This window comes from Polyangium spumosum (assembly GCF_009649845.1).
GTDB lineage: Bacteria > Myxococcota_A > Polyangia > Polyangiales > Polyangiaceae > Polyangium > Polyangium spumosum.
The window spans coordinates 690501-712232 of record NZ_WJIE01000002.1 but is presented as its reverse complement, the minus strand read 5'-3'; the positions used below and the strand labels follow the sequence as shown (position 1 = coordinate 712232).

15 protein-coding genes are annotated in these 21732 nt (G+C 69.5%); 5 read left to right on the top strand and 10 right to left on the bottom strand.

Features of this window, described 5'->3' with window-relative positions; genetic code table 11:
• The first annotated feature begins 11 nt into the window (after window positions 1-11).
• Window positions 12-1256 (top strand): guanine deaminase, encoded by a 1245-nt coding sequence (locus GF068_RS08815; protein ID WP_240806745.1) that lies wholly within the window; start codon window positions 12-14, stop codon window positions 1254-1256.
• On the opposite strand, the gene GF068_RS08810 is transcribed toward GF068_RS08815, so the two are convergent.
• Together GF068_RS08810 and obgE are read right to left on the bottom strand one after the other, a co-directional pair.
• Complete coding sequence (locus tag GF068_RS08810) at window positions 1257-3236, bottom strand: hypothetical protein (RefSeq protein WP_153818861.1); 1980 nt, start codon at window positions 3234-3236, stop codon at window positions 1257-1259.
• 104 nt (window positions 3237-3340) lie between these two features.
• The gene (obgE, locus tag GF068_RS08805; protein ID WP_153818860.1) at window positions 3341-4366 is read right to left on the bottom strand and encodes a GTPase ObgE; all 1026 of its coding nucleotides are present in this window, start codon (window positions 4364-4366) and stop codon (window positions 3341-3343) included.
• A 42-nt stretch (window positions 4367-4408) separates the two neighbouring features.
• Here obgE and GF068_RS08800 point away from each other — a divergent pair, with 42 nt between their 5' ends.
• Complete coding sequence (locus GF068_RS08800) at window positions 4409-5872, top strand: hybrid sensor histidine kinase/response regulator (protein ID WP_240806744.1); 1464 nt, start codon at window positions 4409-4411, stop codon at window positions 5870-5872.
• A gap of 558 nt (window positions 5873-6430) precedes the next feature.
• Here the strand turns inward: GF068_RS08800 and GF068_RS08795 are convergent.
• The 7 genes from GF068_RS08795 to GF068_RS08765 form a co-directional block, all read right to left on the bottom strand.
• A complete protein-coding gene (locus GF068_RS08795; RefSeq protein ID WP_153818859.1) occupies window positions 6431-7018 on the bottom strand; it encodes an RNA polymerase sigma factor in 588 nt (195 codons plus the stop codon).
• A gap of 66 nt (window positions 7019-7084) precedes the next feature.
• Window positions 7085-8611, bottom strand: coding sequence for a complex I subunit 4 family protein (locus tag GF068_RS08790; RefSeq protein WP_153818858.1), 1527 nt, complete (start codon window positions 8609-8611; stop codon window positions 7085-7087).
• Window positions 8611-10143 (bottom strand): complex I subunit 4 family protein, encoded by a 1533-nt coding sequence (locus tag GF068_RS08785; protein WP_153818857.1) that lies wholly within the window; start codon window positions 10141-10143, stop codon window positions 8611-8613. The genes GF068_RS08790 and GF068_RS08785 overlap by 1 nt, the downstream gene beginning before the upstream one ends.
• A gap of 2 nt (window positions 10144-10145) precedes the next feature.
• A complete protein-coding gene (locus GF068_RS08780; RefSeq protein WP_153818856.1) occupies window positions 10146-11606 on the bottom strand; it encodes an NADH-quinone oxidoreductase subunit 5 family protein in 1461 nt (486 codons plus the stop codon).
• Entirely contained in the window at window positions 11599-14655 is a 3057-nt protein-coding gene (locus tag GF068_RS08775; RefSeq protein WP_153818855.1) for a DUF2309 domain-containing protein, read from the bottom strand. Before GF068_RS08775 ends, GF068_RS08780 begins: the two co-directional genes overlap by 8 nt.
• Window positions 14656-14659: 4 nt before the next feature.
• Entirely contained in the window at window positions 14660-16120 is a 1461-nt protein-coding gene (locus GF068_RS08770) for a complex I subunit 4 family protein (protein WP_153818854.1), read from the bottom strand.
• A 240-nt stretch (window positions 16121-16360) separates the two neighbouring features.
• The gene (locus GF068_RS08765; protein WP_153818853.1) at window positions 16361-17017 is read right to left on the bottom strand and encodes a hypothetical protein; all 657 of its coding nucleotides are present in this window, start codon (window positions 17015-17017) and stop codon (window positions 16361-16363) included.
• A gap of 272 nt (window positions 17018-17289) precedes the next feature.
• Here GF068_RS08765 and GF068_RS08760 point away from each other — a divergent pair, with 272 nt between their 5' ends.
• On the top strand, window positions 17290-18414 hold the full coding sequence (locus tag GF068_RS08760; RefSeq protein ID WP_153818852.1) for a diacylglycerol/lipid kinase family protein: 1125 nt from the start codon (window positions 17290-17292) through the stop codon (window positions 18412-18414).
• A gap of 53 nt (window positions 18415-18467) precedes the next feature.
• On the top strand, window positions 18468-18791 hold the full coding sequence (locus GF068_RS08755; RefSeq protein ID WP_153818851.1) for a TMEM165/GDT1 family protein: 324 nt from the start codon (window positions 18468-18470) through the stop codon (window positions 18789-18791).
• A 68-nt stretch (window positions 18792-18859) separates the two neighbouring features.
• Here GF068_RS08755 and GF068_RS08750 read toward each other — a convergent pair whose 3' ends face one another.
• Window positions 18860-20173 (bottom strand): inositol-3-phosphate synthase, encoded by a 1314-nt coding sequence (locus GF068_RS08750; protein ID WP_338046293.1) that lies wholly within the window; start codon window positions 20171-20173, stop codon window positions 18860-18862.
• A 709-nt stretch (window positions 20174-20882) separates the two neighbouring features.
• Here GF068_RS08750 and GF068_RS08745 point away from each other — a divergent pair.
• A complete protein-coding gene (locus tag GF068_RS08745; RefSeq protein WP_170319366.1) occupies window positions 20883-21725 on the top strand; it encodes a phosphocholine cytidylyltransferase family protein in 843 nt (280 codons plus the stop codon).
• Window positions 21726-21732: the final 7 nt, after the last annotated feature.

Sequence of the window (21732 nt, the reverse complement as noted above, 5' to 3'; positions counted from 1 at the left end):
TGGGGGCGAGCATGAAGCGTGGATTTCGCGGCAAGGTGATGACCGCGTCCTCGGGTGGTGAGGACCTCCGCTACCTCGAGGACGGCTTGCTCGTGTTCGGCGACGACGGCCGCATCACGTCCGTCGAGCCCTTTGGTGGCCCTCCGGACGGCGTCCTCGTGCGGGACGTGCGTCCTTTCCTCCTCGCCGCCGGGTTCGTCGACGCGCACCTGCATTATCCGCAGACGCGCGTCATCGGCAGCGCCACCGGCCCCCTCTTGCCCTGGCTCGAGCGCACCGTCTTCCCCGAAGAGGCCCGCTTCCTCGACGAGCGCCACGCCACGGCCGTCGCGGCCGAGCTCACACGCCGCCTCGCGCTCGCCGGCACCACCACCGCCGTCCTTTATTCGAGCTCGGACCCCCGGGCGACGCGTGTGCTCTTCGAGGCCCTCGCGCGGAGCGGCCACCGCGGCTTCGTGGGCCTGACCCTCATGGATCAGCATTGCCCCGAGCCTCTCCGGGTCGACGCGGATCACGCGCTCGCCGCCTGTGCCGAGCTCGCCTCTGCTTATCATGGCCACGATCGGGGCCGCCTCGCCTTCGTGATCACCCCGCGCTTCGCGCCCACCTGCTCGCGCGCCTTGCTCGAGGGCGCGGGCAGGCTCGCCGAGGAGCGTGGCCTCTTCGTCCAGACGCACATCTCCGAGAACGCCGACGAGTGCCGCGCCGCGCTCGCCCTCCACCCCTTCGCCTCGGATTATCTCGACATCTATGATCGTACGGGCCTGCTCGGCGAGCGCACGCTCCTCGCGCACGCCATTCACCTCTCGCCGGGCGAGTGGGATCGGGTCCGGGCGCGCGGGGCGCGTATCGCGCATTGCCCTGACTCGAACTTCTTCCTCGGCAGCGGCCGCATGCGCCTCGCCGAGGCGCGGGCGCGTGGCATCCCCGTCGCGCTCGGCACGGACGTCGCGGCGGGCCGCACCTTCGACGTGCGGCGCATCATGTCGTCCGCCTACGACAATGCCACGTGCCTCGGGGATCCGATCACCCCCGAGGCGCTCTTCCGCCTCGGCACGCTCGGCGGCGCGGAGGCGCTCGGGATCGCGCGCGAGACGGGCAGCCTCGAGCCGGGCAAGGACGCGGATTTCTGCGTGATCGAGCTCCCGGACTACGTCGAGGGGCGGAGCGACGTGCTCTCGCGGATCGTGTTCAGCAGCGACACCACCCCGGTGCGGGAGACGTACGTGCGGGGCAAGCGGGTCGAAGGCGGCTGATCAGGGCGATTCGAAGAGCAGGTGCGCGAAGATCGCGCTCTCTCCTTCCGGCGTCTTCGTCCCCCACGCGGGCACGTTCTCCGTCGGGATCGGGTTCCCCTTCGCCATACCCGTCATCTCGTCCGCCTCGTGTTTGCCCACGGCGATCACGCCCTTGTCGAGCGGCAAGACGCCCAGCAAGGACGTGTTGTCCCCGCCTGCGCCCGTCGCTGGATCCCACGTCCCCACGATCAGCGACGAATACACCAGCGTATCGAGCGACGGCGAGAAGACCCGGACGAACGAGTTCCACGTCGAGCTCCCCTCGTCCTTCTTGAGCATCTTCTGGTAGGCCGATCTCGTCGTGATCGTCCGCCGCCCGCTGGCCGTCAGGTACACCCGACCCTCCGCGTCCACCTCCAGGCTCGAGACCCGCGTCGTGTTCAGGTCCGGCCACGCTGCGTTGTGGCTCGGCCAGCCGTCCAGGTTCGGGTCTGCATAAGGCTCGCCCGTCCCCTTCATCCCGTCCGCGTATTCGGCCACCCACGACGCCGCCGCGAGTTTCCCGTCGTCGAGCCCGAGCTTGCCGAGCCACGAGATGTGGATGTTCCCGTTCGTCCCCGTGAAACCATTGTGGAACGACGTCGCCCCCGGGTTCGCGGCCACCTCGTCCCCGCTCCACAGGTTGATCACGTTGTTCCCGTGCGACCGACCGACGACCACGAGCGCGCCCGTCTTGTCATCGATGGCCACGTGGTCGACGTACTGGTCCGGCGTCGAGTTCTGGTCCGTCTCCTGGTAGAGCCGGCTCCACCATTTCAGCTTCCCGTCCTTGGCCATCGCCACCACGGCGGGCTCGAAGTCCGGGTTCCCGCCGGGCAGCACCGATTGCGTGCTGTAACCGAAGTACAGGTCCCCCGTCTTCCGATCGATCACGATCCCGCCCACCCGCTGCGTCGGCTTGTCGCTCGTCCGGTAGCCCGTGTACCCGGGCCCGCCCGCGCATTCGCCCGGCGACGGCAGGCACGGCCCCGAGAAATAATAATCGTCGGGCCACTTGCCCTGCTTCGTGTTTCCATTGCCGTCGTCGTGCACGAGCGTGTAGTCCTCGGCGCTCGTCGACCGCAGGCTCCCGGCGCGGCCCGCCTTCATCACGATCGCGCTGTGCTCGGCCGCGCCGCCCGGGTATTGCGAGGCGAGCCCGCGGAACTCGCCCGACGCGCCCCAGTGGGCAGGCCACGCCTCCACCGTCGTGGGTTTGCCGTCGGGCCCGAGCTTCTCGATCGCCGCCCAGTCGAAATCGTACTCCGAGCCTCTCCCGTACACCACCGACCCGTCGCTGCCCACGTCCCAGGGCTGGATCGTCTCGTACGCCGACTCCCCCGCGTACCCCGCGGCCTTGCGCGGGCGGGCCTCCACGTCGTACGTCCACGCGACCGAGATCGCCTCGCCGTCCACGAAATTCCCGTCGAGCTTCGCCAGGTAATACCCGTCCTGCATCGGGTCCGAGACGTCGCGGCTCCCCGAGATGTAAATGCTCCCCGTCGGTTGTCCGGGCAGATTCGTCGTCCGGATCCTCCGCACGTCCCGCACCGTCCCCGCGGGGAAATGGGCGACCCGCTGGATCGTCGTCAGATCCTTCCCGATCTGCATCAAGAATGCGATCTTGCCCGTCGCGCTCGAGTGGATGTTGCCCGCCGAGAGCTCCTCCCGCGGCACCCCCTCGGGCACCCAGGCGAGGTCCTCGGCGCTGCCGCCGACCAGGATCGACCCGTCCGACAGCGCGATCACCGCGGAGAACACCTCCGCCTTCGTATGGCCCGCGTACGTCACCACGTTGCGGTCGCCCGCGGGCGGCGTGATCGGCCCGGCGCCCGCCCCGCCATGACCGCCGGAGGCCCCCGCGCCCCCCGCGCCGCCGGCATTCGACGATCCGCCGCCCCCGCACGCCGCGATCAGCAGCGCCGCGAAAGCGCTCGCCGAGAATCGAAAGACATCCATGGAAAGCCCTCTTTCTGCCCGATCGAGACGGGCGAGGGCAGGATCGTCAAGGGACCCCGCTCGAGCAAGGGTCACTCGTATTTCCGATGGATGTCACACGAACGTCACGTTCGACGACCCTCGCTCACCATCTTCCACAATGCGGCGATGAGCTCCGGCATGCCCTCCCCCGTCGCGGCGCTCACCAGGTGCAGCTCGATCTTCGCCCGCTTGAAGCGCTTCCGGAGCGCCGGGTACGCCTCCTTCACCTCGGGCAGGTCCGCCTTCGACAGCGCCACGATCTCCGGGCGCGCCGCGAGCGCCTCGCTGTACTTCGTGATCTCCTTCCGGATGGCCCGGTAATCCTTCAACGGATCTCGCCCCTCGCCCGGATCGATCGTCACGAGGTGCAGGAGCGCGCCCGTGCGCTCGAGGTGCCGCAAGAACCGCGTCCCGAGGCCCACGCCTTCGCTCGCCCCCGGCACGAGGCCCGGGATGTCCGCGATCACGAAATGCGTGCCGCCTGCTCGCCTCCCGCCGCCGATCTCCACGACCCCGAGCGACGGCGTGAGCGTCGTGAACGGGTAGTCGGCGATCTTCGGCCGCGCCTTCGACACCGACGCGACGAACGTGCTCTTGCCCGCGTTCGGGAAGCCCACGAGCCCCACGTCCGCGAGCACCTTGAGCTCCAGGCGTAACTCGCGCTCCTCGCCCGGCTCCCCCTTCTCCGCCCGCCGCGGCGCTCGCTCCTCTGCGCTCTTGAAGTGGATGTTGCCTCGACCCCCCTTGCCCCCGCGCGCCACGACCACACGCTGCTGATGCTCGGTCACGTCCGCGATGAGCTCGCCTGTCTCGGCGTCGTGGATCTGCGTGCCCAGCGGCACCTTCTCGACCCGATCTTCGCCCCCACGCCCATGGCAGTCCGAACCTTGACCGTGTTCGCCCCGCTCCGCCTCGATCGTCCGCGAGTAGACGAAGTCGAGCAGCGTGCTCATCCCCTCGTCTCCGACGAGCACGACGTCCCCGCCGCGACCTCCGTCGCCCCCCGAGGGGCCTCCGAAGGGCACGTATTTTTCCCGGCGGAAGGCCACGGCGCCGTTGCCGCCGCTGCCTGCCACCACCTTGACCCGACACTCGTCGACGAACCGCATGGCGGCGCGGCTTCTACCACAATGATAGGGATACGGGCAGCGATGGAGACGAAATTGCCTGCACGTATCCTCATCGTCGACGACAACCAGAGCCTCGCGAAGAACCTCCGGGATGTCCTCTCCGGTGATCGGGACCTCGACGTGGAGGTCGCCCTCGCCGAGACCGGCGCCGAGGCGCTCGACCGGGCGCAGAAGGACGGGTTCGAGGTCGCCGTCGTCGACGTCAAGCTGCCCGACGGCAGCGGCGTCGACCTCATCGGCCCCCTGCGCGAGGCCTGCCCGCACGGCGAGATCGTCCTCGTCACCGGCAACGCCACGGTCAACACCGCCATCGCCGCCCTTCGCGCCGGCGCCTTCGCGTTCATCCTCAAGAACTTCCGCCCGGCCGAGCTCATCTCCACCGTCGCCCAGGCCCTCGAGAAGATCGCCTTGAAGCGCGAGCGGGAGGAGTACGAGCGCCGCTACCGCGCCATCGTCGACGCCGCGGACGTCCTCATCGTCGGCATCGACGCCTCCGGCGACGTCACCCTCTGGAACCCGCGCCTCGCCGCCATGACCGGCGTCTCGACCGAGGCCGCGGTCGGCGGCCCCTTGCCCGACAACATCCTCGACGAGGACGGGAAAAAGCGGCTCTACCAGGCGTTCGTCGCCGTCCTCGGCGGCGGCTCGGCGAGCGAGGTCGAGGTCGGCGTGCGGGACGCGATGGGCGCGATCCGCCGTGTCCGCTGGCACCTCAGCGCCGTGCGTGGCTCGGGCAAGCGGGTCGACCTCGTTTATGGCATCGGCATCGACGTGACCGAGCGTCGCGCGCTCGAGCGTCGCGCGGCCGACGCCGAGGCCTTGAACGCGATGGCGCCGCTCGCGCTCGGGCTCGCGCACGAGATCCGGAACCCGCTGAACGCCGCCGTGCTGGAGCTGCACCTGCTCGGCCGCGGCATCGAGCGGCTCGAGGCGCCGGCCGTGCGGGATCCGATGCGGGCGCGCGTGCGCATCGTGGAGAGCGAGATCAAGCGCCTCGAGCGGCTGCTCACGGAGTTCCTCGAGGTCGCGCGTCCGCGTGCGCCGCAACGCGAGCCCTTGGATCTCGGGCGTGTGGTCGACGAGGTGCTCGACCTCGAGGCCGAGGCCATCGCGGCGCACGGGCTCGAGCTCGTGCGGGAGCTGGCGGCGGGTGTCGTGGCGCTCGGCGACGTGGAGAAGCTCAAGCAGGTCGTCTTGAACCTCGTGGTCAATGCGCTCGACGTGATGCCCCAGGGCGGCGTCCTCGTGGCCCGGGTGGGCGCGGACGAGCGCGAGGCGTGGCTGTCGATCGGGGACACGGGGCCGGGCGTGGACCCGAATATCCTCGCCGAGATCTTCGACCCCTTTTTCACGACGAAGGCCGCGGGGACGGGGCTCGGCCTCGCCATTGTGCGCAAAATCGTCGACCAGCACGCCGGCCGGGTCGTCGTCGATACGAAGAAGGGCGAAGGCACCACGGTGAAGGTGTTTTTGCCGCGGGGTTGAGGGCGGATCGACCCCCCGCAGGGTCCCTCGACGACATACAGCTCGTGCCCCGATCCTACCAGACGATATGGAATCGACGTCGACGTCGCGCTCCGACCCCTCCGCAGGCTCCTCCTGCTCCCTGCAAGCATCCCTTCGAGCCCGGGGCAGGTTCGATCGTGCACCTCGGCAAACCCCAAAATGCCCCGGACAGGTTGCCCTCGCGACCCGCAGGAATGCCCAAATACCCGTCCGAGGGTGGCCTCGCGACCTGCATTCGAGGCCTCCGCGCTTTCAGCAGGGCCACCTCGCGACCTTCACCTCGGCCTCCGAACCTCCGGCAGGGTCGCCTCGCGACCTGCACCTCGGCCGAACACCCTGGCGACAGGTGCAAATTCGAGCGGGTATCTGTAATCCACGCCCCGCAGATAGGCTCGCGCGGTCTCCTGCTCCGAGATCGAGGACCTCGGGAGAGGATCGAGACGCACCTCCACCTCGATCGGCCACCCCCTCGGAGGGTCTCGCGGCTGGGTGGAGGGAGGTGCGCGGACCTCGGGCAGGGTCGGGGCTCGACCTGGATCAGGCCGTCCGGTGGCTGTGGGGTTGCGCCTTGTGGGGGGTCTGGCGCTCGTAGGCCAGCCGCAGGCGCGCTCGGCCGCGGGCGTGGCGGCTCTTCACCGTCCCCTTGGGGATGCCGAGCACCGCCGCCGCCCGCTCGTACCCCACGCCCTCGATGTCGCAGAGCATGATCACGTCACGCAGGGCCTCGGGCAGGGTCTCCAGGCACGCGAGCAGAAGGGAGGCATGCTCCTTCTGGTTCACGAGCGCCTCGGGCGTCTTCCGCTCGTCGGCGCGGGACCGGAGCATGAAGGCCTCCCCACCCGCGAAGCGGTCGAAGAGCCCGCTCCGCCGCGCCTCGGTGCGGCGCGTCTCCAGGTATTCGTGCCGGGCGATGCCGCTGATCCAGACGACGAGGTCGCTGCGACCCTCGAAGGAGGCGGCGTGGGCATAAGCCTTGACGAGCGTGTTCTGGAGGAGGTCGTCGGCGCGGTCGTGGTCGGCCGTGAGCGCGAGACAGAAGCGGTACAGGCGGGGCAAGACGGGGCGGACCGCCGCCTCGAACTGCGCGCGGCCGCCCGGGAGGGTCGTGGAATCTGGTGGCGCCATGGAGAACCTGTCGAGCGGGATCGACGTGTACTTTAGCGCCGCCGCGGCGCCAGGGCACCTCCCGGATCAGGGGCGCGCGACGACGGCCGGCCCGGACGGCCGCGCGAGGGCCTCGGCGCTCGGCCCGACGATCTCGAGCAGGGGCCTCGGATGGAGGCCAACCACGAGCACGAGAATGGCGAGGCAACCGACGACGCCCCACTCGAGGGGCCGGAGGTCCTTCATCGCGGCGACACGTGGGCGCGTGACGGGGCCGAGGAAGACACGCTCGAAGACACGCAGGACGTAGGCCGCGCCGAGGATCGTGCCAAAAAGCGCGAGGACGAGGCTCGGGAGGCTCGTTTCGTAGGCCGAGAGCAGGACGAGGTGCTCACCGGGGAAGCCACTCGTGCCCGGCAGGCCAATGCCGGCGAGGCCGAGGAGCAAAAACATCACCGCCGCGCGTGGCGCCTTCTGCGCGACGCCGCCGAGCGCCGAGACCTCCGACGAGCCGACGCGATTTTGCAGGAAACCGGTCAGGAAAAAGAGGCCCGTCGCGGACAAGCCCAGGTTCAGCATCACGAGCACCGCGCCCGAGAGGCCCTCGGTCGAGCCCGACGAGATGCCGAGCAGCACGAAGCCCACGTGGCTCAGGCACGAGAACGAGAGAAGACGCCGGAGGTTTGGCTGGACGAGCGCGACGAGCGCGCCGTAGACGATAGCGGTGACGCCCAGGGCGCCGAGCAGCCACGCGTGGCGCGCCGTGGCCTCGGGCAGGAGCGGGACGAGGAAGCGGAGCACGCCATAACAGCCGAGCTTGAGGCCCGTGAGCAGGACGCCGATGCCCACGGGGCATTCGCGTAACATCGTGGGCATCCAGGTGTGCAAGGGGACGAAGGGGCCCTTGACGGCGAAGCCGATCAGCATCGTGAAGAACACGACGGGCCCGATCGACGGCGGGACCGGCCGCTCGCGCAGGACGAGCCAGTCGAAGGTGTACGGATCGGCCGGGCTCTCGCGGCCCGCGACGGCGAGCAGCACGATGCCGAGCAGGAGCGGCCCGGAGGCGGTGAGCATGGTCAGGACGAATTTCATCGCCGCATACCTGCGCTCGGGCCCCACGCCGAAGAGGCTGACCAGGAAATACATGGGGATGAGCGACGCCTCCCAGAACACGAAAAAGAGGACGAGGTCGAGGGACGAGAAGATGCCCATGACCATCGCGGAGAGCGCGAGCAGGGCCGCGTTATGGCCGCGGGCGCGGGCCTTCACCTCGCGCCACGAGGCGACGAGCACGAGCACGGAGAGCAAGGCCGCGACGGGCAAAAAGAGCACGCTCATGCCGTCGACCCCGAGGTGATAACTCGCGCCGAGCGTGGGGATCCACGGGCGCCTCTCGGCGAATTGCACGTCGGGCGTGCCGGTCACGAACCGCGCGAGCACGAAGAGCGAGAGGAGGAGCTCGATCAGGGAAATGGCGAGGGCCGCCCGCCGGGCGCGTCTGTCGTCGCCGATGGCGAGGACCAGGAGCGCTCCGGCGAGCGGGAGGAAGATCAGCGTCGAGAGGACGGGGAAGCCGACTTGATCTGCGGCGAGGATTTCTCGAATGTGCATCACGGCGCGCCCTCCCCGTGCATCACGAGGGGCGTTTTGGGTCTGGCGTGGTCGAGGCGCGTGGACATGGCGCGCACCGAGCCGTCCACGACCTCGAGCAAGGGGTGGGAGAAGAGCCCGAGGCCCACGATGATCGCAGCGGTCGCGCCGGCAATGATGAGCTCGCGCGGGCCGAGGTCATGGACGGCCCTGCGCGAGGCGGGGGCCTCCGTCGCGGGAGGGGCGGGCGCGGCGGCGGAGGCGAGGAATGCGCGCTGGAAATATCGGAGGAGATAAGCCGCGCCGAGCAAGCTGCCGAGGCCAACCGCGAGGGCCAGGATGCCGTGGTGCGCCTCGAGCGCGCCCACGACGACGAGGTGCTCGGCCTCGAATCCGCTCGTCCCCGGCATTCCGATCGTCGAGAGGCCCACGAGCAGGAACGTGAACGAGAGCAGGGGCGCGTGTCGCGAGAGCCGCGCGCCACGCGCGACGTCGGTGGAGCCGAGGCGGCGGTGCAAGAAGCCCGCGACGAAATAGAGGCCGGCCGCGCTCAGGCCGACGTTGAGCGTGACGAGCAGCGCCCCCGAGAGCCCCTCCGCGTTGAGCGTCGAGATGCCGACGAGCACGCTGCCCGTATGCGCGAGGCAGGCGAACGCGACGAGGCGCCGGAGGTTGGTCTGCACGAGCGCGAGGAGCGCGCCGTAGATCATGCCGACGACGCCGAGGGCGGCCAGGAGGGGGCCATATCGGTGCGCGGCGAGCGGGAGGAGCGGGATCACGAAGCGCAGGAGGCCATACACGCCGAGCTTGGCGCCGACGAGGAAGACGCTCACGCCGACGGCCGGGCCCTCGGCCATCACGGGCGGCAACCAGCCGTGGAAAGGAAAGAGAGGAATGCGGACGGCGAAGCCGAGGACGAAGAGCCAGAAGGCGAGGAACTGCGCGCGCGCGGGGGCGGGCGTATTCGTGAGCGCCTCGAGGGAGAACTGGCCGCCCGTGGCGCGGCCGAGGACGATCGCGCCGGCGAGGACGAGCAGGGCGCCCATGGTGTTGAGCGCCGCATACCGCCGCGCCGCCGCGCGCCTCCCCGGCCCCGTGCCCCAGCTCCGCACGAGCAGGGTGCCAGGGACGAGCTCGAGCGCGGCGAAGGCCCAGAAGAGCAGGAGATCCAGCGCGACGAACGCGCCCATGAGGGAGGCCTGCAGGCTGAAGATGGCGGCGAGGTAATGGCCCGGCCGCTGCTTCGCGGCGAGCTCGGCGTGCAGGATGACGAGGAGCGCGAGCAGCGCCGTCAGGGGCAAAAAGAGGACGCTGATGCCGTCGACGCCGACGTGATAGGCGTGATCGCCGAAGAGGGGGATACGCTCGACGAGCTGGAGCGCGGGCGTGTGCCGCTCGAAGCGCGCGACGACGAGCGCGGAGAGGAGGAGCTCGAGCGCGGCGAAGCCGAGGCCGATCGAATAAACGTGGCGTGGTTTTTTCAGGGAACGGACGGACGCCGCGGCGAGGAGGGGCAGGACGACGAGCGCGCTCAGGAGAGGGAATACATGCATGGTCAAACCGCCCAGCGGACGACGACGAAGAGGGAGAGGAGGACGAGCGCGCCCACGACGACGGGCCGCTCGAGGACGGCCTCGACGTGGTGGAGGGTGCGCCCGAGCCGGTCACCCGTGACGGGGATCCCGCGGCCCATGGCGCGCCGGACGAGGTGTGTTTCGATGAGGTGCGCGAGCGAGGCGGCGTATTGAACGGCGCGCCCCGGGACGCCGCGGCCGCGGTCGAAGGTGTCCACGTGGTCGAGCGCGCGGCCGAGGCGCAGGAGGGGCGCGACGAGGCACTTTTCGTAGAGGGGCTCGAGCCAGAATCGAGCGAGCGCCGCGGCGTGGAGGCCACGTCCGAGCCTTCCCGCGACGAGCTCCATGTCACGGGAGGGCTCGTCGCGCGGGACGAGCCGCAGGGTGCTCGGCGCGGTGAGGAACTGCGCGCCGCGGAGGAGCGCGTGCGTGAAGAGGTGAAAAAGCGCAATGCCGCGGGCCCCGAGCCCGACCGCGAGGAACATGAGGCCGAGCTGGCTGACGGTGGAGAAGATGAGCCCGCTCTTTGCGTCCGTCTGCACGAGGCTCACGAGCCCGCCATAAAGCGCCGTCGCCGCGCCCATGGCCGCCATCACGTGCAAGACGTCGGGCGCGTGGTCGAGCACGGGGCCGACGCGCAGCACGAGGAAGAGGCCGGCGGTGACCATGACCGCGCCATAAAAGAGCGCGCTCGAAGGCGTCGGGCCCTCCATGGCGCGGGAGATCCAGGGCGAGAATGGGAGCTGCGCCGATTTCGCGGCCGCCGCGACGAGCAAGCAGAGGCCGAGGGTGGTCAGGGCTCCTCGATCCGCGGTCTCCGCGGCCTGGAAGAGCGACGTGTACGTGATCGTGCCGAGCTCGTGCCAGGCCACGAAGATCGCGCCGAGGAAGGCCGCGTCGCCGATACGGTTCGTCACGAATGTATAGGTCGCGGAGCGGGCGGGCGCCTTGCGCTCGTGGTGGTATCCGATGAGCAGGTACGACGCGAGCCCCGCGCCCTCCCAGCCCACGAAGGTCATCACGAGGTTGCCGCCGAGCACGAGCAGGAGCATGGCGGCGAGGAAGAAACACATCACCAGGAAGAAGCGGCCGAAGCCGGCCTCGCGGTGCATGTAATTCGTCGAGAATCGCAGGACGAGCGCGCCGAAGCCGGCGACGAGGAGCGCGAGCGACGCGGAGAGCGGATCGAGCAGGAGCTCGAGGGGAGCGCGATAAGCGCCGCTCTCGATCCAGGGCGCGACGAAGACAGTTTTGGGTGCGCCGTCGAAGAGGGCCCGCCCGAGGAGGGCCGCGGCGCCGAGGGAGGAGAGCAGGGCCGCGCCGAGGGCGAGCCGGCTCGTGGCGCGCTCCCCGAGCGGGCGCGCGCTCAGGGAAAAGCTGCCAATGACGAGCGCGGCGACGAGCGGGAGGAGCGGGACGAGGAGGGTGAGGCGATCAAGCATGGGCCGCCGATACCTGCCTGCTCGTTTGCGTCGCGGCCCGCGGCTCCCAGGGGACGAAGCCCCGGTCGGGCTGGAACGAGGAACACGCGCCCGTCTCGGGATCCATCACGACGAGGTGGACCCACGCATGGCCGACGAGCTCGCGGAGGGGGGGTTGCCGCTCGTAAATCTTCGTGAGGATCTGCGTCCGCGCCGCGACGAGCATCAAGAGGCGCATGGGTTCGTGGATCTCGATCATCTGTCGCGGCAAACCCGTGCGCAGATCCCCCGAGGCGCCCTCCATCACGCCGATGAGCCCCGCGACGTTGTGGGGGACCTTCGTCCCGCAGCCGTAAATCGGGTTGTCGACGGTGGAGAAGTAGTATTCGAGGTTGATGCCGGCGGCGACGGGGCCCGCGGCGAGCAAGAGGCCCTCGAGGATCGTGCCGTCGGGGTCGATGCCAGGATCGTACGAGACCAAAAGGGCTCGTCGGTCGAGGAAGACGCCTTGCGAGATCGAGCGAGGGCCAAAGATGACGAGCGCGTTCGTCGCGTGGCCGAGCTCGGGCCGCGCCTGCGAGAGGTCCGAGGCGCGTCCGACCACGTGCCGGAGCGCGCGCGCGGGCGTGGGGTTTTTCGGGGCCGATTCGAACTTGCGGCATCGCTCTTGCGCGGAGCGCTCGCTCGCGTGCTGGAGCACGCCGCGGAGCTCGTCGAGCGCGGGGCGGAATGCGCGGGGGACGTCGACGAGGTCGAAATAGGTGAAGGCGTCCGTCGCGGTGTTATGCTCGGCGCCGAGGAACCACGTATTGTTTGGGATGGGGAAGCCCCGCTCGGCGAGGAGGGCGCGCACGTCGGGGTCGTTCGCCATACGCGCGAAGACACGCGCGTTTGGCCCGCCGTGTTTGCCCCCGCAGGCGCCGCAGTCGTAGGCGGAGAGGTGGGGGTTGTTGCGGCTCTCGGAGCCGTGGCCGATGAGCACGACGAGCGGCGCGAAATCGCGGACGAGGCCGATACTCCGGAGGAGAGCCGCCACGCGGTCCGCCCGCTCGGTCACGGTGAAATGGCTCTTTCGTCCAGGACCTTTGGTTTCGCGCTCGTGATCGAGCGGCACCTCCGTCTCGACGGCGGGCAGCACGGCGTGTTTCGCGTGGCGCGCCATGCGCTCGTAGGCGCGCGGAAAAAGCAGCCTGCCCACGACGGGGAGGAGGGAGAAAAGACCGAGGAGGTCGATGGCGAAGTAGGACGAGACGGGGTTTCGTGTGGCCTCGCGGGCGGCGTCGCGGAGGGCCACGAGGGGGCGCGCGCGCGAGGAGCGCGAGGCCCACGCAGCGCGGGCCGCTTCACGCGGCACCTCGGCGAGCTCGTGGGTGGGCGTGGCGGCGATCGGGCAAAGCGGCACGGGCTCCCGCGCGCCGAGCGCCTCGTAGGTGATCGCCACGCCGAAGAAGCCCGCGGCGCCGAAGGTCTCGTACGAGGGCCGGAGCTGCTCGACGTGCCGGCGGATGGCCTCCTCGCGGTCGTCCATGCAAAAGACGAGCGCTGCGTCGCGGCGGCCCGCAAAAGGCTCTCGCGCCCGGACGTTCTCGGCGAGCGCGTGGAGGACGGCGTCGCGGTAATGAATCTCGTAGGCGCGTTGCCAGAGCGGCGAGAGCGCGTCGGGCGTGAGAGCGTCGAGCACCGAAAGCAATCGTGAGGTGTCCTCGGTCGAGGCCGCGTGGAGCTCGCCCGGCGAGACGCCGAGGTGCTGCGCGAGCGCGCCGAGCCGAATCGCGTCCCTCCGCGTGGCGTGTACGCCGCTCACGATCTCCTCGGTCTTCCATTCGAAGACCATGTGGGCGAGGCGGAGCATGGCCCCGTCGTCGCCGGCGGCGTCACCCGGGGAGCGGGCCTCGAGCAAGGCGCGGGCGCGCTCGGCGAGGCAATCGGGCAGCTCGCCGCGGAAGAGCGCATGCCGGACGAGCAGCTCCGGCAGGTGATGCTTGAAATGACGGCGGAGGCTCTCGATGTCGCCGTCGTGCCCGAAGGCGCGGAGGGAGGCGCGCCGCACGAAGAGCACCTCGTGGAACAAACGCACCGCGAGGAACTGGAGGAGGTCGATCGGGTGCGCCTTCTGCGCGGGGTATTCGGGGTGCGTCTCGCGCCAGCGCACCATACCCGCGAGGCCGGGCAGACCCACGCAGATGCGCCGGAGGTACGTCCCCCAGTGCGCCTCCGGCACGCCGAGGCGCCCGAGGCTCTGGAGGATCGCGTCGACGGCGAGCGGCGGCAGCGCCCGCAATGCGTCGCGGGCGCCGGGGAGGCCCTCGAGCTCGAAGAAACGGTCGTGCTCGGCCATCTCGCGGAAAGCGTCGTAAAAGCCGAGCGAGCGACCGGCGAGGTGCCACGCCGCGAGGCCCTCGTCGAGGAAGGCCATCGTCACGCGGAGGATCTGGGGGTGGATCCTCTCGTGGATGTCCTCGCCCGTGAGCGCGAGCAGGACATCGCGGTGGCACGTCTCGGGGCCGAGGTCGCCGAGGTGCTCGGAGAGCCTGCGCGCCGCGTGCTGCATCATCTGCCGGCGAGGCTCCCGCGCGTCGAGCGGAGGGGCAGGGCCGCCCGAGGCTTCCAGGTGCTCGACGCGTTCGAAGAGCGCCTCGAGCCTGTCGCCCACGGGCTCCTCGGTCGGGAGGGGCCCTCGCGGGTCGAGGTCGTGGAGCAAGACGATCCGCTCGATGTCCCACGTGGTGATCACCCGCGCGCCGATCCGCGCGAGGACCTCGTCCCTCTCGTCTCCTCTTCGCTCGCGACGGGCGCGCAGGAGGTCTTCCTCGGTGATCCGGCCGATCACGAAGAGCCGTCGATATTCATCGAGCGAGAGATACCCGCGCCCGCCGAGCACGCGCCGCGCGGAAAGGACGGCCTCCTCGAAAGGGAGGTGCTGGAAGCCGTGCAGCGTGTTGTGGTGGATGAACGTGTCGATCGGGCCCTGTCCGGGCAGGACGTGGGCGATGTGCTCGATCTCGTGCTCGAGGTGTTTTCTCGATTCGGCGGAGACGGAAGGGGTGGCCGCGTTCAGAATGGCGCGCATACGACTATCCGTGGAAGAGCGTCGCCATGTGCGAGACCGTGGCGGCGACGAGGTCGAGGGCCGCGCGCGGGGCCATGCCGAGCGCCACGATGAGCAATCCGAGCGGCGCAGCGGCGAGGAGCTCCCGCGGCTCGAGATCCTTTAGATCTTTCCACCGAGGATTCAAGGGCCCGAAGAAGAGGCGGCCGAGGGCCCTCAGCGAATACCCCGCCGTGACGAGGACGCCGAGGGTCGCGATACCGGCGAGGTATTCGTACCGCTGAAACGTGCCGACGAGCGTGGAGAGCTCGCTGACGAAGCCGGCGAGCCCGGGCAAACCCATCGATCCGAGGAGCGCCACGGACAGCGCCACGAAGAGGCGCGGCGTGACGGCCGCGAGGCCACCAAAATGGCGCACGTCACGGGTCCCGGCGCGGCGCTCGAGCGCGCCGACGAGGAGGAAAAGCGCGGCGCTCGAAATGCCGTGCGTGCACATCTGCATCGTGGCGCCCGTGAGGCCGGCCCCGTTGAGCGACGCGACGCCGATCAAGACGAAGCCCATGTGGCTCATCGAGCCATAGGCCACCATGGTCTTGAGATCGGACTGCCGGAACGCGAGGAGCGCGCCGTACACGATATTGACGAGGCCGAGCAAGAACAGGAGCGGCGCGAGCGACGCCGCGCCGGCGGGCAGGAGGGCCGAGAGCCGCAGGAGGCCATAGGCGCCCATCTTCGCGAGCACGGCCGAAAAGACCATGCTGACGGCGGGCTTCGATTCGACGTAGGCGAGCGGGAGCCACCCGTGCAAGGGGAAGACCGGGATCTTCACCGCGAGGCCCGCGAAGAGGCCGAGGAAGAGGAGGACCTGCGTGGCCCGGCCGAGCCCCGCGCTCGCGCTCGCCATTTCGACCATCCCGTAACCATGCCCGGGCAGCGCGAGGTGCAGCGCGAGCATGGCGACCAGCATGAAGACGGAGCCGGCGAGCGTGTACAGGAAGAAGCTCATGCTCGCGGCCGAGCGCTCCTTCCCGCCCCAGACGCTGACCAGGAAAAACAGCGGGACGAGGGTGAGCTCCCAGAAGACGTAAAAGAGCGACCAGGAGAGGCAGGTGAAGACGCCCAGGACGGCGAATTCGAGGAGGAGGAGCCAGGCGAAATAGGCCTTCACGCGGTGGCGCACGTGCAGCGAGGCGACGAGCGCGACGAGCATCACGAGCGTCGTGAGGAGCACCATCGGGAAGGAGATCCCGTCGACGCCCAGCGCGGCGGCGCCATCTGCGTCCGGCGACCACGGAAAGGGCGTGACGAATTGCAGCGCGGAGGTCGTCCGGTCGAAGAACGGAACGAGGCAAAAGGACGCGACGAATGCGAGCGCCGCATGGGCGAGCGCCACGCCTCGAATCAGCCTCACGTTACGTTGTGGGATCAGAATGACGAGGGCCGCGCCGAGCAGGGGCGGAAAAATGATGAGGAGCAGGCTCGGCATGAATGGAATTCGGGTTCGTAGGGACAACCGTTCCTACGAGGTCTCGTGCATCGTCTGGCGAGGAGACGGAACGAGATACGAATGGGTTCCCGAAAACCGGAGGGCGTGCTCGATCCGTCCCCGGATCGGGCCGCACGGCCGACGTCGGAGCGGATGGCTACGGGCGGAATGTCGTGAGGGAGCAGGCCGGCTCGACGTCGTGGTCGAGCCGGCGGTGCGGTGGGTGATGAGGCCGGCGGCTCAGCCGCCCGCGGCGCGCATCGGGGGCTTGAGCGGCAGCGGCAGCGGGGCCATGGGGCCCGGCGTCGAGGGCGCGGCCTTCGGCGCAGCTTCGCCGTCGAGCGCGGCGAGGGCCATCATGCAGCGGTCCATGCCGTGGTCGAGGGCGGCCTCGCGCTGGAAGACCTTCGAGAGCTTCACGAGCTTCAGCGAGGTCTGCTTGCCGAAGTCGATCTCGCGCTCGAGGAAGGCCTCGAACGAGCCGTAGCCCTTCGCCTGGTAGAGCTGCTGCTCCTGGATCTCGGCGAGGACCAGGCCGATGTCGAAGAACCCCTTCTCCATGCGCTTGCGCAGGGTGCGGATCTTCGTGGTCTGGTTGTGGAGCTCGGCGATCTTCGCCTTGATCCCTTCGGCCCCTTCGGGCACGCGGATCGTGGCGCGCGCGCTGCCCGGCGGGGCAGGCTCCGCGGCCCGGGCCCGCGCCTCGGCGGCGTGCTTGGCCGCGTGGCGAGCGGCCCACGGCGCGGCTCCCCGCAGACCGAGCTTGCGCTTCGAGCCCTTGGCGTCGTCGTCCTTCTCCCGGGCCTTCGTCCCGGACTTCGGGGCGTCGCCGCTCGCGCGTGAGCTTTTTTTCGCGGAGCGTTTCTCCGAGCTCTTCGTCTTTGTCGATTTCGCCATGTCGCTGCGTCCCGCTTCTGCGATAATCCCCGTCCCACGCGTATCGTCACGCGAACTGGGGCGCGCCGTACCGATCGAGCCGGACGGCTGTCAAGTGCACGTGAAGGCTATACGCCCGTCGCCTTACCAAAATTTGGGCCAGTCCGTCCAGAAACTTCGGACGTATGGTCAATTTGTGTCCGAGCACGGCCGGGCAGGGTGAGCGGGGGGACCCCCCCGGAGGCGGGGGGCCGAGCGGGGAAGTGGCCGTTTCCGTGCTAGATCCGCCGCCCATGGCCTCTCGCACCGACGCGCACCTCTCCCCCGGCACCGACCCCGAGGCCGCCCCCTCGAGGCCCCCCGAGCAGGGGAGGTCCGGCGGCCCGGCCCTGCCGCGTATCGCCGTCGTGGTCAACGGCAACGCGAAGAGCGTCACGGCAGAGGTCATCGAGACGCTCGATCAGATCCTCGACAGCGGCGATCTCTTCGTGTCCCGCAGCGTCGAGGAGAGCGAAGGCATCGCGCAGACGCTCGTCGATCGCGGCTACGGGACGATCCTCACCGGCGGCGGAGACGGGACGTTCACGTCGGTGGTGACGGCCGTGGTGCACGAGGCGAAGCGGCGACAGGCGCCGCTCCCGCGCTTCGGGCTCTTGCGGCTCGGCACGGGCAACTCGCTCGCGTGGGTGCTCGGCGCGAGCGGCGCGGGCGAGAAGGGCTCGGGCGGGTTCCGCGGGCTCGCGGTGGATCTGTCGCGCCTGCGCGCCGACGCGGGCAGCCGCTGGTTGCGCCTCGTCGAGGCCGAGGGCGTGCTCTCGCCGTTCTGCGGCTTCGGCATCGACGCGGAGATGCTCAAGGACTACACGCGGGTGAAGGGCCTGCTCGCGCGAGGGCCGCTGAAGAAGGTCGCGCCGGGGATCGTCTCGTACGCGATCGCGGCGACGACGAAGACCTTGCCGAGCTACTTCGTGCGCCGCACGCCGCACTGCCGCGTGATCAACATGGGCAGCGACGCCGTGCGCGTGGGGGAGAAGGGCGCGATCCTCGGGGCGCCGATCCGCAAGGGCGGCGTGATCTACGAGGGGCCGGCGAAGCTCGCGTGTGTCGCGACGATCCCGTACTACGGCTTCGGATTCCGCATGTTCCCGTACGCCGAGGACAGGCCGGATCGCATGCAGCTTCGCGTGACGAACCTCTCGCCCATGTCCTTCGTGTCGAACTTCAAGACGATCTGGCGCGGCGAGTACGACAACCTCGAGGACACGTTCGACTTCTTCGTCGACGACATCATGATCGAGATGGACCCGCCGACGGCGTTCCAGATCGGCGGCGACGTGCGGGGCGACCGCCAGAGCGTGCGGGTTTGTCTGACCGAGCCGATCCGCATCGTCGACTTCTACGCGCCGCCGCGCGGCTAGCGCGCTCTGCCGGGGCTTGTTCGCGGCGAGCATCCGCGTCACGCTCGGCCCTGATGGACTGGAAGCTCTTCGCCTCGACGTTCGCCGCCATCTTCCTCGCGGAGATGGGGGACAAGACGCAGATCGCGACGCTCACGCTCGCCGGCAGCGGCTCGTCGCGCTGGGTGGTGTTCGCGGCCTCCGCGCTCGCGCTGGTGGCGACGAGCGCCGTCGCGGTGCTGCTCGGCGAGGTCGTGAGCCGCTACGTGCCCGCGATCTGGGTGAAGCGGGCCGCGGGGCTCGTGTTCGTGGTGCTGGGCGTGATCTATCTGGTGGGCGCGAAGGAGTCGGGAGCGGCACCTACGCCGGGTAGCGGCGCGCCCGAGCGCGACGCGTAGGGGACCGGCCCGCGCCGGTCCCCTGCCACAAAGAGGACCGGCCCGCGCCGGTCCCCTGCCACCAAAAATCAGTCGTAGTACTCGTTGCCGAGGTGGGTGATGAGGTCCTCGCCCATCATCCAGCGCATCGTGTTCTTGAGCTTCATCGACTGGATGAAGAGGTCGTGCTCCGGGTAGAGGTTCGGCGCGGTCATCGGGCTCTTGAAGTAGAAGCTCAGCCACTCCTGCGTGCCCGAGAAGCCCGCGCGCGAGGCGAGGTCCATGAGCAGCGCGAGGTCGAGGACGATCGGCGCGGCGAGGATCGAGTCGCGGCAGAGAAAGTTCACCTTGATCTGCATCGGATACCCGAGCCATCCGAAGAGATCGATGTTGTCCCAGCCCTCCTTCGCGTCGCCGCGCGGCGGGTAAAACTCGATGCGGACCTTGTGGTAGAGCTTGCCGTACAGGTCCTTGTACATGTGCGGCTGCAGGATGTACTCGAGGACGCCCAGCTTCGAGACTTCCTTTGACTTGAAACTATCGGGATCGTCGAGCACCTCGCCGTCGCGGTTGCCGAGGATGTTCGTGGAGAACCAGCCCGCGAGGCCGAGCATGCGCGCCTTGAGGCCGGGCGCGATGATGGTCTTCATGAGCGTCTGGCCCGTCTTGAAGTCCTTGCCGGCGATGGGCACCTCCATCTTCTTCGCGAGGTCCCACGCGGCCGGGAAATCGACCGTCAGGTTCGGCGCGCCGTTCGCGTAGGGCACGCGCTCCTTCAGGCAGGCCCAGGCGTAGATCTGCGAGTTCGAGATGCCCGGATCGTTCCGCGCGAGGCCGGCCTCGAAGGCCTCGATCGACTGGTGCACGTCGCCCGGCGGGAAGTAGACCTCGGTCGAGCCGCACCACACCGCGACGGCGCGCGAGCAGCCCTTGGTCTTCAGGAACGTGCGGATGTCTTCGCGCACTTGCTCGACCATGTCGGCCTTCGTGGCGCCCGTCTTGACGTGCGGCCCGTGCAGGCGCTTGACGTACTCCGGGTAGAAGACCGCCTTCATCGGCGTGACCTGCGCGAGCTCGTCCTTCACCAGATCGAGGTGGCGCTGCTCGAGGACCTCGGCGTGCTTCGCCGACTCGTAGGCCGTGTCCGGGAAGAGGTCCCAGCCGCCGAACTCGAGCTGATCGAGCGAGGCGAGCGGCAAGAACTCACGGATGAGCGGCGACCGGTTGTCCGTGCGCTTGCCGAGCCGGATGGTGCCGAGCTGCGTCAGCGATCCGATGGGCAACGCCAGGTTCTTGCGGGCCAGCATCACGCCGGCGATCGTCGTCGTCGCCACCGCACCGAGCCCCGGCAGGAGCACGCCGAGCTTGCCCTCTGCCTTCGTGATTTCTTTCGGCTGCTTCACTCCCGCTCCTCCGTGTGTCCCGATCCAGCGCCCCGGGGGGGCATGTCTAGGTCAACGTCGCACGACACTCAAGCGGCGTATACGCGCCGCAGGCCACGGGAGCATGACGTGAAGCGCGACGTATGCACGGCGTCTACGTGATCGCCGCGAGGACACGAACGACCACGGCGCGCGACGTGTGACCCGAACGGGGTGGACGGGCTACGCGTCACGTCAGGGACGCGGGGTGACGTGGCTCGGATCGCTCGGCCGCGCGCCTCACGACGCTCGCTCGCGAGGCGCCACGAACGTGACGCGAACGTTCGTCCTGGGGTCTGACAGCGGCGTCGCGCTGTCGCTCTGCGCGCACGCCCGAACGCCCGAACGCTCCAGCGCCAGACCGCGCGTGCGATCTGGAGGACGGCATCGCTGCGAAGTTTCAACGCGATTTGCTGGAGTCGAGCGCGCGAGGTGCGAACGCGTGGTAGCGGCGACGCTGGCCTTTGGCTTGCTTCGAATGAAGACGCATCTCCCTCGCCACGCGCGTCGATGCTTTTCGGCGCGCGTGATGATGGCGCGTGGCTCCGCATGTCGAAGCCGGGCGGGTGTTGCGCTTTTGCAACACTGTGAGGCGCCGGAACACCGCTCGTGGAAGCGGACCGAAGGGAATTGTTTCGCAGGCAGAAGGCGTGCTACGAGGGGCGCCTTCGGATTGGGCACCGCACCTTCCATGCTTGAAAAACGAACGATGGAGCGGGCGATCGTGCTCGCGGCAGGTACCGGCTCTCGCCTCGTGAGCGGCGAGATTGCTCCCAAGCCCCTCAAGCCGGTCGCCGGGGTCCCGCTTCTGGTTCGCATCCTCCGCACGTTACGCGCCGAGGGGATCCGCGAGGTCGTGGTGGTCACGGGGTACAAGGAAGAGCTCATCCAGCGCGCGCTCGCCGCGGAGAGCTCCCTCGGCCTCTCCATCTCGTTCGTGAGCAACACGCAGTACGAGCGCAAGAACGGCGTGTCGTTGCTCGCCGCGCGTGAGCACGTCGTCCCCGGGACGCTGCTCACGATGGCCGATCACCTGTATTCGCCGGCGATCGTGCGCAGGCTCTCGGCGCTCGACCTGCCGAGCCGCGCGGCCGCGCTCGCCGTCGATTACGACATCCCGCGCTGCTTCGACCTCGACGACGCGACGAAGGTGCGCGTCGAGCGCGGGCGCATCGTGGACATCGGCAAGGAGATCGCCGCGTACGACGCGCTCGACACGGGCGTGTTCCGCATCGGCCCGTCGCTCGTGGAGGCGCTCGATCGCGTGTACGCGGCGAAGGGTGATTGCTCGCTCTCGGAGGGCGTGCGCGCGCTCGCGGACGAGGGGATGTTCTTCGCTTGCGACGCGGGTGACGCTCGGTGGATCGACGTCGACACGCCCGCCGCGCTGGAGCAGGCCGAGCTGCTGCTCGCCAGGTTCGGCGACGGGCTCGATCGTGACGCGCTGCGGATCGATCCGAGGCCCGCCGATCGTGTGGCTCCCTTGAGCCGCTCGTGGGCCGCGGGGTATCAGCCCGCGGCCGACGCCGAGTAAACCGCGA